The sequence below is a fragment of the Streptomyces sp. NPDC055287 genome, from assembly GCF_053646035.1.
Genome location: NZ_JBSHNE010000082.1, coordinates 1 through 13,111 on the forward strand (window position 1 = coordinate 1; position 13,111 = coordinate 13,111).

Consider the following 13,111-nt stretch of genomic DNA (forward strand, 5'->3'; position numbering starts at 1 on the left):
GCCGCAGAGCCACACCCCCTGAGACCTGTTGCAGTAGGACCCTATGAGAGGGCTTCTGCAACGTCACACCACCCCCACTGAACCCCCAGAGAACGTGGAGGACCTCGGCCTGCTCAAGCTCGATGTCCTCGGAGTGCGGATGCAGTCCGCGATGGCGCACGCCGTCGCGGAAATCCGGCGTACGGACGGGCGCCAGATCGACCTGGACAATCCCGACCACGTCCCCCTCGACGACGTCTTCGCGTTCAAGCTGATCCAGGACAGCGACACCGTCGGCATGTTCCAGCTCGAAAGCCCAGGCCAGCAGGACCTCGTCGGCCGTCTCCAGCCCCGAGGCCCCCAAGACGTCATCGCCGACATTTCCCTCTTCCGCCCGGGCCCGGTCAAAGGCGGCATGCCCGCCCTCTACATCGCCGCCCGCCACGGCGCCGCCCCCGCCTACCCCCACCCCGACCTCGAACCCGTCCTGCGCGACACCTACGGAGTGACCATCTGGCACGAACAGATCATCGACATCTTCTCCGTCATGACGGGATGCGACCGCGCCCTGGGAGAGATCGCCCGCCGCGCCCTCGCCGACGAGCAGCGCCTTGCCAAGATCGAAGACTGGTTCCGGACCAAGGCCGGCGAACGCGGCTACAGCACGAAAGTCCTCGACGAGGTCTGGGCAATCGTTTCCTCGTTCGGCGCGTACGGATTCTGCCGAGCACACGCCGTCGCCTTCGCCGTTCCCGCCCTCCAGTCCGCCTGGCTCAAAGCCCACCACCCCGCCGCCCTGTACGCAGGACTGCTGGAACACGACCCCGGCATGTGGCCGCCCCGTGTCATCGTCTCCGACGCCCGACGCCACAACGTGCCCGTCCTGCCCGTCGACATCAATCACTCCAAGCCCACCTACACAGTCGAGAAGACACCCACTGGCTGGGGCGTACGCATCTCACTCGCCACCGTGCGAGGCATCTCAGAAGACGAGGTCACCCGGATCACCGCAGGCCAGCCCTACACCTCCCTCCAAGACCTCTACGCCCGCGCCCACCCCAAACTCCCCGTCATCGAACGCCTCATCCAGATCGGCGCCCTCGACAAACTGAAAGGGGAGGCGACCCGACGCGACCTCCTCCTCCAAGCCGCCGAAATCCACCGCCACGCCCGCACCCGCCCCGGCACCGGACAACTCCCACTCGACGCCACCCTGGTCGCCGCCGGACCGGCCGGCCTGATGGAAATGACCGCCCGCGAACAACTGGACGCCGAACTCGGCGTGCTGAAGATCGACGTGAGCCGCCACCTCATGGAAGACCACCACCGGCTCCTGCGCGAAATCGGCGCCACTGACGCAGCGCATCTGCGCGCCATGCACCCCGGCCAGCGCGTCCTCGTCGCCGGGGTGCGCGCCTCCACTCAGACCCCGCCGATCGCCTCCGGCCGCCGGATCATCTTCCTCACCCTCGAGGACGGCTCCGGTCTGGTCGACGCGGCCTTCTTCGAAGACTCCCACGAAGCATGCGCCCACACGATCTTCCACAACGGCCTCCTGCTGATCCGGGGCACCGTCGAGGCCCGCGGACCTCGACGCACCGTCGTCGGCGAAATGGCCTGGAACCTCGACGAACTCGCCACCGCCCGCCGCACCCACGGCCCCCAGGCCGTCCTCGACATCCTCGGCCGCACCCCAGCACCCACCCCCGCCCAACCCCAGCCGTCCCGCACCCTCCCCGACGGCACCGCCGGCGCCCGCCTCCACCCCTACGCCGACCTCCAGCCCGCCGGAACCCGCTCCGCCGACCTCACCCGCCTCGGCCACACCAGCCCCGGCAGCGCCGGATGGCCCTCAGCAGCGTCGCCCCGCACACACGAGACCTGCGTAATGCCTGACCGCCTGGTCAACCCGGACCTGTGTGCCCTGGTTCGTGAGGCGTACCACTGCGACGCTTGAATAGGGAAGTGCCTCTTCTGCAGAGCCTTGGGATGTGCTGGGACCCTCAGCCGTTATGGCTGTCCTCGCCGGACAGCTGATCGCTTCTGTCCCGCTCGTCATGTTGCTCACAGTTTGCTCTGAGCCGGTCCAGGGCTGCCCACACCTTTGTCCCCGGGCCCTTCGGGGACAAAGGTGTGGGCCTCGCCGCAGTACGCGCAGACCGTGCACGCTCCGAGGAGCGGTTCGAGCTCGGACATCGCCTGCGCGAGCATCTGCTGGTTGATGTCGACCAGGTCGACGTGCGCCAGCCGCGGGACGACAGGCAGCAGCGCGCGGGGTACCTGCGCGGTCCCCGTCCCCAAGTCCAGCAGGACTGGTGCGGGCACCCCCGTGCAAGGTCGCGGCGAGGAGGCTTACGGCTGCCGTCCGGCACACCCGGCCGGTAGCGGGCATACGCGCCGGCCGCCGAACCGAACAGCGCCTCGCCCAAGGGGGCCGGGCCGACGGACGGTTCATCGGAGCGGTTGGGCATTGGCGGTTCGACGTTCACGCCCATCCCATCTCAGAGTAGGACTGGCCGGAGCGGATGCCGTGGACGGCCGCACGGGTGTAGAGCACCATCGGCTCTGGCAGGCCGTCGAGCGGCCACCACTCCCAGCGGACGCACCGGTCCGGTTCGCGTACCTCCGGCTCTCCGCACCACGCCGTCGCTCGGAAGAAGAGCTGGATGCGCGGCTCGGCATGGGCGTGGTCGAGAAGGTGGACGGTGTGCACCAGGTCCAAGTCCTCCGGCCTGATGACGAGACCGGCCTCCTCGACCGCCTCCCTGACCAGGCAGGACCGCACCGATTCCCGCTCGACGTGTCCGGCGAGCGCGTGCCACTGTTCGGCGGCGAACGCGACGTCGGGATGGCGTAGTCCGAGCAGGGTGTGCCCGTCGCGCTCCAAGTAGAGGTGGGCACCGATCACGTTCTTCACGGCCCCCGCACCGCCCTGTGATGCCCCGGGCCGCTGCTCGGGTACCGGCGCGTGCTCGCTGAGGGGGTTCTTGGCATGGTGGGCGAGGATCGCCTCGTACGCCCAGGGACACATGGAGAGGTGGACCATGGTGTCCACGTCGAACCAGCGGAACATGATGCCTTCGGTGACCGGCAGCCGGTCGGCGTCGCCGTCCCACCGGCCCTGGTAGACCTGGATCCGGCCCTCGGTGACGTGGGGGCCCGAGGCACCCACGGTGGTGAAGTGCGTCAGGCCGGGGATGACGAGGTCGGCCTCCTCGCGGAGCTCGCGGACGATCGCTTCGTCCGGCGTCTCCTGTCCTTCGGGGCCTCCTCCGATCAGCGACCACGTGCCCGGATCGCAGATCGGCTTGTGTGCATCGCGCAGGTGCAGCAGGTACTGCCTGCGGCTGTTGGTGAGGATCACGGCCGTGCTGGTGGCCGTGGCGGGATCAGCATGCATGGCTGTCGCCTTTCTCCAAGAGAGGGTCAAGGTCGCCCCTCGCCCCCGTACCGGTTTGCGAGCCGTCGGGCAGCGTCCAGGACAGGGCGCCGCAGCGGCTGGTCACCCGCTGGACGTGGTCGGCGTCGATCTGAAGCCGGTAGGTGTGCGGTGAGCCGGCCGCGCGCCAGCGGTAAGCGACGTCATGAATCTCCGCCCAGATATCACGCGGCCCGAAAGAGGTGACCTCCCAGCGCCAATGACCGACTCGGCGCGCCCGCACTCAGGAACCGCACCGTGGTGCACCGATCGTCAGGTCTTCCGCGCTCCGGTCGCGCGCTGTTGATAGGACGGACTGCGAGGCAGCTCGTGCTGGCGGAGGGAGGAGGCCATGGCTATACCTTTCGGTGGGGCGGGTCATGCCTTGTCTGCGACGCTGGGCGAAGCAGGCTTAGGGACGTTCGGGGCCGCGGCGTACTGGGCGGCCTGTGTGTCGAACATGGCGGCATATCTGCCACATTTGGCGATGAGGTCGTCGTGTGTGCCGTGTTCGGCGAGGCGCCCTTGGTTGAGGACGTAGATGTGGTCGGCGTGGCGGACGCCGGACATACGGTGGGTGACCAGGACGACGGCTCGGTGCGGGGCGGCGAGGCGGCGGATGCGGTCGAACGCGGCGATCTCGGCTTCGGGGTCGAGGGCGGAGGTCGGCTCGTCAACGATGAGGACGCTGTCCTCCTGCGATGTTGAGCTGCGCCAGTGGGTGCGGGCCAGGCCCACCTTCTGCCATTCGCCGCCGGAGAGTTCGATGGCTCCGCGGAACATGCGGCCGAGCATGCTGTCCAGGCCGTTGGGGAGTTTGGCAGTGACGGATCCGGCTCCGGCGAAGTCGACGGATGTCTGAAGCTCCTGCGTCGACGACTCGTGGCCGGGGCGCCCGATGCGGATGTTCATCGCGGCGGTTACGGGCCACCGCTGGAAGTCCTGAGTGAGAAGCGAGACGCGGTCGAAGACCTGGGAGCGCTCCAGGCCCGAGACGTCGAAGTCGCCCCACCTCACCGATCCGGTCTGGGGGAGGAGCAGACCGGAGAGGATCTTCATCAGGGTGCTTTTGCCGGAGCCGTTCTCGCCCACCACGGCGATGACCGATCCCATGGGGAAGGTGAGCGTCACGTCGTCCAGGGCCGGTACGTCGCGGTCGGGATACCGGTAGGTGACGCGCTCCAGAGAGACCTGTCTCACCTGGGCGGGGAGGGGAGCGCCGGTCTGCGGGATGGCGCGTTGAGCGGCCTCGACCAGGAACTGTCCGTGATCCCGGACGTAGAGGGACTCTTCGTGCAGCTGGTTGATGTTCATCACCAGGGCGCCCAGGCTCGCTGACCCGGTCCGTACGGCGATCACGGCGGTGCCGGCGACGGCGAGGCTCATGTGCCCGGCCATGACCAGCCAGATCATGGTGCTGTAGGTGGCGGCCATCGCCAGCCCGGACAGTGCGGAGGCGACCCATTCGGTGACGGCTTTGCTGGATGCCAGGCGTGCCTGTTCCGATTCCGCGCTCGCGGCCATGCGCCGGTACCGGTCGAGGAGGAAGGGACCGACGGCGTGGATCCGTACTTCCTGGGCAGCTGTTCGCTCGGTGAGAAGGTTCCCGATGAGACGGCTGGCCCGCAGGTGCTCGATCCAGCTCATCCTCGACACGTAGCGCTCCTGTGCGACCCGCATGGCTCCCCAGCCGCGAGGGGCGGCGATGACCAGGAGCATGGGCAGCAGCGCTGGGTGCAAGATGGTGAGGACACTCGCCGTCGCGATCAGCGAGATGGTGCTGTTCAGCGCGGAGACGCAGGCGCCGATCATTTGGCGCGCAGCGGCTGGCCCGTACTGGGCGACGTCGATCAGGCGGCGGAAGTCCGGATCGTCGATGGCTTCGAGTTCGACCGACGTTGCCGCGGCTAGGTACTGCGTCGTCGCGATCCGCTCCACAACCGGTTCCAGGCGTCCCGCCCGGGATGTCGACCAGCCGGCCAAAACGGAGTTCACCACGGCAACGCCGGTGGCGGCGAGCAGCCCCGGCAGCAGGGCGTGCAGCCGCTCGACAGCGTCGCCAGCGCCCAGAAGGGCGTGCATGACCGCGTTGAGGGCAAGCAGGCCGACGGCAGCAGCGATGCCCTGGCCGAGTTCGCTGACCGCCACGGCTACGAGCGCGCGGTGATCCGCGCTCCAGGCCATGCGCAGGGTGGTGCTGATGAGTCCGGGCATCTGGCGTAGCGCGGAGCGCATGGTTAAGTCCAGCCCCGCATGCTCGTGCTGGGACCAGCCCATGTCGTAGCGCAGGGGCCCGCCGAAGAGTTCTCGCTCTGCATCGGAGATCTGCGGTTCCGCCATGTGGACCTTGCCGAAGAATCGCTTCACTCGTTGTCTCCCTGCGACGGCCAGTTCAGAGCCCGGTAGGACGGGCCGTGGGTGAGCATGTGGAAGTCAGTGATGGTGTAGGAGTGGCAATTCGGTGGGGTTTCCGCATTGGCACGCAGAACAACCCCTCGTGCTTGTCCGGCGCGGCGCCCGGTCTTCCACCCATCCGTGAGCGGCCGGCCCCTGCTCCAGATACACGGCCAGCTTCTCCAGGCACCGCGGGGAAGGCCGACACCGTGACCCGCTCGGGCCCCGAGAGGTCAGTGCCTGCACACCGCTCTCCCGCCACAACTGGTGCCGCTTGGTAGGCAGACTTCACGCTCACTTGCAGCCGCCGCGCAGCCTCCGACGGTTTGATCTTCTGCTCGAACAACTCGGCCGCCTGCATCCGTACCGACTCCCGACGCTGTCGTCCCGCCGCGGTCAACCCGCCCCCATCCGCATACCTCATACACCACGAAATACAGGCAACACCCGGACAACAAGGGAGACTTCGAGAAGAATCACCCTGGCGAGCCGAAGGCAGTGGCCGCAGCCTGCGAAACCTCACCCGTCCACGGATAGGCCGCGTCCGCTCCGCGCCACTTCACCGATTGCGGTCGTCGATCACCTTCTCCGGATCGAGCACTCCGGTGCCACCAGGAACACCACCAGGTGCGGCCGTTGCGCCTCGCGGCCCCTCGTCGGCCGCCGCTGGCTGAGGACCTTGGGCCACTGTCGGAAGCGCACATCTGTCCAGGGGGTCTACGACAGTGCTGTCGGGCGCCGTGGTGGTGGCACCGCTCGGAGAAGATCCCAAAGTGGCCGTCCGCTGGCGGCCCATGTGCCGAGCAGGTTGCGGTCGACCAGGTGGAGTTTCTGCGACTTGGCCAGCGGGGGACAGCCGGAGGTGAAGCGGCCGTTCGTTACGAGGACCACAACGTCTGCCCCGTGGAGCTGGCGGGCGGTGCCGTTGAGGACATGCAGGTCTGGGGTGCCGACAGGTGAGCCGGCCAGGCCATTGCGGCGGTGCTTGCATTGGATGACCCAACGACGTCCGAACGGGTCGGTGGCCTTCACATCCGCTCCGTTGTCGCCTGCCCCGCCGACCTGTACCGCATCAGCGCAGCCGTCCCGCTTCAACAGGTCCCGTATAGCGTGCTCGAATTCCCGGTGATGGAGCGAGTCCAGCTGACTCATCGCGTACCGCAGGCCGCGGGCCCGGACCTGCTCCCACTGCGCCCGCTGCTGACGCTGGTACAACCATCCGCCCGCCACGGCCGTGCCAAGGACGAGAGCCACCAGGAGCACCCAGGGGTGGTCGCCGATCCAGTTGACCACTGCGACGAACAGCGCTATGGCCACGACGGCAACCAGGCCATAGGCGATGGCCCGTGCCTCTCTCTGCTGCTGTCGCCTGCTCCTACGGGACGTGCGGCGCCTCGCTGGCGGCCGGCGGCGGCTCACTGCCCGCCCCCGCTGGTCTCGAACCGGATCGGGTACGACACAGACGGCCGTGGCACAGGCTTTCGCTCCACCTTGGGGAAGCGGATCGGGTATGTCACCGACTTCTGCGGACGAGGCTTCACCGCTCGACCGTGGTCCGCGAAAGTGATCGGGTGCGTAGCTGTCTTCTGCGGCCTGGGTGCCTGGCCGTTTCCCGTGCCGGTGCTGATGTTGCCGTTCCCTATGCCGACAATTGCGACCACGACCACGGCTAATATCGCCATCTCATGGCGCGCTCCTGCTGCCCATCGATAGTGCCCACGGACGTAGGTTCCGTCCGCCTTCGTGTAGGCCTGGATGTACGGCACCGCTGGCCTCCCCCTCCTGATCTGCTCACCGAAGTGCCCATCAAAGCAGGCGGTACTGACACTCGGTCAGAGTCCGATCACCCCGGGCGATGCGGGTGGTGCGTATGTGGCAGGAGAGGCAGCCCGCGGTGGGACACTCCCGCTTCGAGCGCCAAGACATCCGGAATCTCCTTCGCAGGCCTCCACCTCCGCGCCTCAACGATCTGGATCGACCTCCTGAAGGCCAACCGATTGATCACGACAGAGGGGGAGACAGGCGAACCGTCCGGGAAGGGCCGGGGAGTCCTCCTTCCAGGCCGTCCGCGACACTGGGAAAGACCAGGCAGCACTGCATTTCCGTTACGCCAACCGATGAGGTCGCGAGAAGGGGGCGGCGCGCACACCAGTGGCATGTGGAGCCGCCCCCGACTTGGTTGCCGCGCACCAATTGCTACTTCCAGCCATGCTCCGCCAGGCTGCCGGTATCTTGCAGATAGCCGAGCAGCCCTTCCCGCGGGTACTCGATGATGTCCTCGGGCAGCTCGTGAACGGTGAACCATTCCAAGCCAAGGCACTTGGCAAGTTCCTTGTTCACCGGGTGCCCGCTCCATTGCGTGGCCTCGAAGAAGAAGCCGATCCGCTCCACGGTCTCGCTCTGCTTGTGGTGCACGACTTGTACGAGCCGCAGATGGTCCGGATCGACTGCCACGCCGGTCTCCTCCAGCAGCTCCCGGGCGGCCCCGACGGTCAGGGGCTCGCCTCGGTCGAGCTTGCCTGACGGCATGTGCCAGCGGCCGTAGCCGTAGGGGCCGCCGCGCTGGGAGAAGAGCAGCTTGTCGCCGTCGCGGAGGATGACGTGCGTGTCGATGACGGGTTGTGCGGGTTGCGGGTTCATGGTCCCTGGGGGTCTCCACCACGAAATCGCACACGTCGTCGCGGACCGCGTCCTCATCCCAGTGGGAAAGGTTCTGCAGGCGCTGGACCCCGTCCGGACGCAGCTGCCCGACCTGCTCGGCCAGCGTCCAGCCGTTCTTCCGCTCCAACGGAGCCAGCAGCCCGGCCAGGTAGTCCAGCGCCCGATCGCGGGGCTCCGACCTGCCAAAACGATGCGCGGTGCGGGCATGGAACCCGGCTATCCCCTCGAACCACGACTCGACCTGCTCAACCGTCAGCTCATCGGCACGCAGATACACCAACGAGCCCCACACCACATCCATCACGGAGATGTGGTTGCAGGATTAGGCTGACCGGATGACAGCTGATCGCACAGCAGCCAAGTACCGCCGCATCCTCGCCCTGGCCGGCGCGGCCGGGATCGCCCTTGCCGGGAGCGCCTGTTCCTCGTCCGGGAGTTCCGGCGGGGCCGCCTCGGGCGGTGAGAGGCTGTCCTACGACCGGGTCGCCTCGACGGCGAAGCAGCTGACGAGTACGTCGGCCTGCCCTTTCGGCCTCGACCCGGCGGCGGCGCTGAAGGCGGCCGGTGCCGAACGGACCGTCACCCCGACGGCGTCCGGCGGCGACCCCGCGGCTCAGGGGACCGTCGACCCGGGCCGCCCGGCCCAGGCCTGGCCCAGCGGGCAGTCCACGCCGTCCGGGCTCCCCTCCATCCCCGCCGTCCCGCCGAACGCGTCCGTCGTCTGCAACTTCACGGCTTCGGAAGCCCCGATGGAGATCGACCTCGTGGCCGTGTCCGAGGGCGAGGTGGCGGTGAACCTGGCGCTGCCGCAGATCGCCGCCCTCGGCAACCTCAGCGCTGACGAGGTGATGGCGTTCTCCAAGGACGAGCCCGGGATCGGCCAGACCAGGGTCACCCCGGGCCGGGGCACGGCCGCCGTCGCACGGGTGGCGGTGGTGGGCAAGGGCGACTTGGCGCTCGTGGTCTCCCAGGGATCGACTGTCACCAAGGCGGACCCGGCCCTGGCCGGCGAGTCGCTCAGGAAGGTCGCCGAGGCACTCGCGGCCCAGCTGCGGCCGTAGGCGGCGCCGGCAGGCGACCCGCCGCGCACTGCTCGCCGCCCGACCGGAGCGAGCCGGTGCGGTACCCGGGAGGGCCGAACCGGAGGTCGCCAGGGCCCGCGGCCGGGGCCGCCTCGGAGCCCCGGGTGGCTCCGAACGAGTACCGCGACTCGACCTGCTCAACCGTCAGCTCATGGGCACACAGATACACCAACGAGCCCCACACCACATCCGTCATGCAGATGCGGTTGCAGTATTAGGAAGCAACGCTCAATGTCAGTTCGCGAAGCTGCCGGGCGGTGGTAGTGATGTCGTATCGGCGCGCGTTATTGAGACCCGCCTTGGTCAGGGCCTTGCGCTGGCGGAAGTCTCGGCCCATCTCGTCGAGGGCCACGGCCAGTGAGCGTGGGTCGCCAGGGGTATAGGGAACGCCAGCGCTCCCGAGGATTTCCTTCACACCGGGAAGATCGGAGTAGGTGACCGGAAGCCCGTGGGCTTGGGCCTCAATGAGGACGAGCCCGAAAGCTTCCAGGCCCCTGGTCGTGAAGACGAAGGCGTCGAAGTTCGGCAGGCGGCGCCACAGTTCGGCGCGGGGCAGGAACGGCTCGAACTGAATTCGGTCCCGCAGCCCGAGGTTGACAGCTCGCTGTTCCAGATCCTCCCGCAGGAATCCGTGGCCGATCAGGGTCAAGTGGTGCGGTTGATCGGTCAGAGCGAGGGCTTCGACGGCGGTGATTGTGGACTTGTTGTCATCCAGACGGCCGGCGTGCACCAGAGACAGTGGTCCGGTTCCGTCAGGCGGTTGGTCGCGTACGCGAGCGTAGGTCAAGGGGATGCCCCACGGGATGACGGTGAGCAGATCGGTGAATCGATGTCCGGTGAGACGGTCGATACGGTCGGCGAGGGCGGAGGTCGGGGCGACGATCGCGGTGCTTGCGGCGGCAACTTCATGCAGGGTTTCGCGTTCCCGCACGTTGCGCTCGGCCGCCATCACGTCGGGGCCGTGGGCGATGGCGATGATCGGGATGTTGCCAGCGGTTCGGGCGAAGGCCAGGCTGAGAGCGAAGCCGAGGTACTGGGCGTGGATGGCATCCGGCCTGGTTTTCTCGATGAGCGCACCGACCTCACGCGTCAGCTCGTCGACGTAGGGGTCGAAGTCCGGGCCTTGGGGGCGTTTGGACGTGGAGAGGGTGATCAGCTGATCAAACGCGGCACTCCATGCCTGATTGACCGGTTCTCTACCTAGGAAGGTCGTGCGGGTTTCGGGCATCGCGCGGTAGAGGTCGTTGGCGAGGATCATGCTCCCGGACGAGGGTTCGGAGACTCGGTTGATGCCGGTCAGGATGTTCAGGAGCTTGGCGTTCATGCGGGTACCCCGTTCACGGGTGGCCGTCGGGTGGGGATCGGTGATCGGGCTACCGGGGCGGGCTCGACTCGTCACTGGTCGGTGGTGTTGTGCATCTCGCGTTGGCGGGGTGGCGCCCACCACGATGCGAGGTGCGGGGTGAGTACGGCCGTGATTTCCTCGTCCGGGTGCAGGTAGCCCTTGCTGTCTGGTCGTGCCGTCCATACTCGGACTGCCGATCGTGGGTAGGCGGGATTGATTCCCATTTCTCCCTTGGGGATGACCCCGTTGAAGGGGGTGAGGACGCCTTCGTTGTTCCAGTAGTCCCTCGCCTCCAGCGCCTTGGCCTTCTCGAAGCAGTGGTACAGCTGCTGGTAGCGGGCCATGTACCGGATCTCGCGGAAGATCATCTGGCCGATCAGTCCGGGCGCGGCTCTCTGGATCGTGCCGAGATCAGCGCCCTGGAAGGTGACTGATGCCGCGTCCTGGGACGGGTGCAGCGTAGTCCGGGCGAACAGGTGGGGTTAACCTCGCCGTTTCGGTTGGGGTTGCTGGGCGGTTGAGTGTGGCTGTTCGAGGCGGTGTCGGTCGGTGGGCATGGCGAGTGCCCGGCGCGGTGGTCGGGTTCTCCGGGGTCCTTCGGGTGTGGGCGGGCAGGATGGGTAGCTGTCAGTTGGCCGGGCGGGGCAGTGCGGCGAGGCGGTGAAAGGCCGTGGCCAGCTCGTTGCTCCAGGGCCAGGTCGCTGAGATCCGCAAGCGCAGACGGCGGCCGCCGCGAGTGAGGCGGGCGGCGACGTGCAGCAGCCGGTAGCGGAGCTTCTTGGGTTCGGCGGTGGCCAGCTCACCTTCCAACAGCAGGACGCGGGTCCAGGCGAGCAGGTCGATCGCGGTCAGGGAAAGTTCCAGCCAGGCCGCGTTGGCTTCGAAGCGGCGGGAGGGGAAGCGGCCGAAGCCGGTGGTCTTGCCGCACCGGATGTGGTCCTCGACGGTGGCGTGTCCGCGGTGGCGGACCTCCAGAAACTGCGCGGAGCCACCGCCCGCGAACGGGGTGTCGGTGAGGAACACCTGATGCCGCAGGCCCTCGTCCTGGTCGAACAGCGACAGTTGGGCGCCGGGGTGCGGACGCTCGCGTCGCACGATGATGCGGGTGCCGGCCGGGTAGCCGTTCAGGTCGACCATGCCGGTCAGCTCCGCGACCTCGGCGGACTCGCGCAGGGTGCCGTCCTGGTCCAGGGCGGGATGCCAGAGGCCGTCGGGCAGGGCCCGGATCGCGCGGCGGACCGGCTCGGTAACCGCGCATCCGACTGAAAACCGCAGGTCCGGGCCGTGCTCACGCAACGTCCGCAGGTGGGCGAGGAAGGCTTTTGCGCTGCCCGCGCTGTCGGCGCGAACGAGGATGTCGGTGCCATAGCGGTGGGCGTCGGGGATCTGCGCGAGGGCATGGCCGAGGACCGCGATGTGATCGGCGGCGGTGTTGGCTCCGGCGTTGCCGGGTCGCAGCCGCCCCGCCAGGGCCTCGCCGGTATTGGCCAGGAAGCACAACAGCGGGTGGTAGCCGAAGCCGCCCTTGTAGGTGGGTGCGGCCTGTTCCTTCTCCGAGTGGCAGGTCACCAGCGTGGCATCGATGTCCAAGACCAGGCCGGGCAGTTCGCGTCCGCCAGCCTTCACGGCAGGGATGCCCTCGCCGTGCTCGGCGGCCTGCAGCCAGGCGATCTCCCGCGCTGAAGCACGGGCCGAGCGCAGTCGGTCGAGCACGTTCCCGTCAACCGCGGCCAGCAGGCGCCAGGCCGTGGGCGTGGAGGCCACCGGGCCGAACACCTCGCCCTGGTCTCGTAGCACGGACAGGTCCGCGATCGCCTCGCCGCCGTCGGCGAGCATCACCGCCAGGTCAGTGGCGACGCGGCCCGGATCGTGTCCGGTCCCGCGCGGCCGAAGTGGCCGTAGCGCGGCGGAGTACGCGGTGGTCAACCCGGTGGCATCGGCGAGGTCCGAAAGCAACCGTGCCCCAGCGTGCCCGACCACCCCCGTTCCATCGGCGGATATGACGAGCCGGGGACGCGAACCGATAGCCTGCACGCAGAATGTGCCTTCCTCTGACGACGACAGAACCCCTCGACAAGGTTCATCGTCCCAGTTCAGAACAATGCCGGTGAGTTAGCACGTCGGTGCAGGTCAGACGCTCGCCGGTGAGGCGTTAGGGCAGGAATATCCCCCTGGTGACGTTGCGTAGTTCGTCACTTCTGGTGATGTGCCAGCGGAGGCCGGGACACAGCA

The 13,111-nt window shown here is 68.0% G+C and carries 9 protein-coding genes and 3 pseudogenes; 2 read left to right on the plus strand and 10 right to left on the minus strand.

The window, feature by feature from the left end; translation table 11 throughout:
- Positions 1–88: 88 nt before the first annotated feature.
- Positions 89–1,825 (plus strand): annotated as a pseudogene (locus tag ACWIHY_RS39090) (helix-hairpin-helix domain-containing protein); the annotation flags it as partial.
- Positions 1,826–2,043: 218 nt separating this feature from the next.
- Here the strand turns inward: ACWIHY_RS39090 and ACWIHY_RS39095 are convergent.
- From ACWIHY_RS39095 to ACWIHY_RS39125, 7 genes and pseudogenes are all read right to left on the minus strand, one after another.
- On the minus strand, positions 2,044–2,304 hold the full coding sequence (locus tag ACWIHY_RS39095; protein ID WP_454381422.1) for a hypothetical protein: 261 nt from the start codon (positions 2,302–2,304) through the stop codon (positions 2,044–2,046).
- Between the two features lie 160 nt (positions 2,305–2,464).
- Complete coding sequence (locus tag ACWIHY_RS39100) at positions 2,465–3,379, minus strand: NUDIX hydrolase (RefSeq protein WP_454381423.1); 915 nt, start codon at positions 3,377–3,379, stop codon at positions 2,465–2,467.
- 396 nt (positions 3,380–3,775) lie between these two features.
- Positions 3,776–5,764, minus strand: coding sequence for an ABC transporter ATP-binding protein (locus tag ACWIHY_RS39105; RefSeq protein ID WP_454381424.1), 1,989 nt, complete (start codon positions 5,762–5,764; stop codon positions 3,776–3,778).
- 150 nt (positions 5,765–5,914) lie between these two features.
- A pseudogene (locus ACWIHY_RS39110) lies at positions 5,915–6,215 on the minus strand (helix-turn-helix domain-containing protein); the annotation flags it as partial.
- 293 nt (positions 6,216–6,508) lie between these two features.
- Positions 6,509–7,210 carry an FxsA family protein gene (locus tag ACWIHY_RS39115; RefSeq protein WP_454381425.1) on the minus strand — a complete coding sequence of 234 codons (702 nt, stop codon included), beginning with the start codon at positions 7,208–7,210 and terminating at the stop codon, positions 6,509–6,511.
- 777 nt (positions 7,211–7,987) lie between these two features.
- Positions 7,988–8,431, minus strand: a complete 444-nt coding sequence (locus ACWIHY_RS39120; RefSeq protein ID WP_454381426.1) for an NUDIX hydrolase — start codon at positions 8,429–8,431, stop codon at positions 7,988–7,990.
- Between the two features lie 13 nt (positions 8,432–8,444).
- Positions 8,445–8,753: pseudogene (locus ACWIHY_RS39125) on the minus strand (hypothetical protein); the annotation flags it as partial.
- A gap of 34 nt (positions 8,754–8,787) precedes the next feature.
- On the opposite strand from ACWIHY_RS39125, the gene ACWIHY_RS39130 reads away from it, so the two are divergent.
- A complete protein-coding gene (locus ACWIHY_RS39130; RefSeq protein ID WP_454381427.1) occupies positions 8,788–9,513 on the plus strand; it encodes a hypothetical protein in 726 nt (241 codons plus the stop codon).
- Between the two features lie 235 nt (positions 9,514–9,748).
- Here ACWIHY_RS39130 and ACWIHY_RS39135 read toward each other — a convergent pair whose 3' ends face one another.
- The 3 genes from ACWIHY_RS39135 to ACWIHY_RS39145 form a co-directional block, all read right to left on the minus strand.
- Positions 9,749–10,858, minus strand: a complete 1,110-nt coding sequence (locus tag ACWIHY_RS39135; protein WP_454381428.1) for a glycosyltransferase family 4 protein — start codon at positions 10,856–10,858, stop codon at positions 9,749–9,751.
- Between the two features lie 71 nt (positions 10,859–10,929).
- Positions 10,930–11,247 carry a hypothetical protein gene (locus ACWIHY_RS39140; protein WP_454381430.1) on the minus strand — a complete coding sequence of 106 codons (318 nt, stop codon included), beginning with the start codon at positions 11,245–11,247 and terminating at the stop codon, positions 10,930–10,932.
- 259 nt (positions 11,248–11,506) lie between these two features.
- Positions 11,507–12,913: an IS1380 family transposase gene (locus tag ACWIHY_RS39145; RefSeq protein WP_069933560.1), complete on the minus strand. Its 1,407-nt coding sequence runs from the start codon at positions 12,911–12,913 to the stop codon at positions 11,507–11,509.
- Positions 12,914–13,111: the final 198 nt, after the last annotated feature.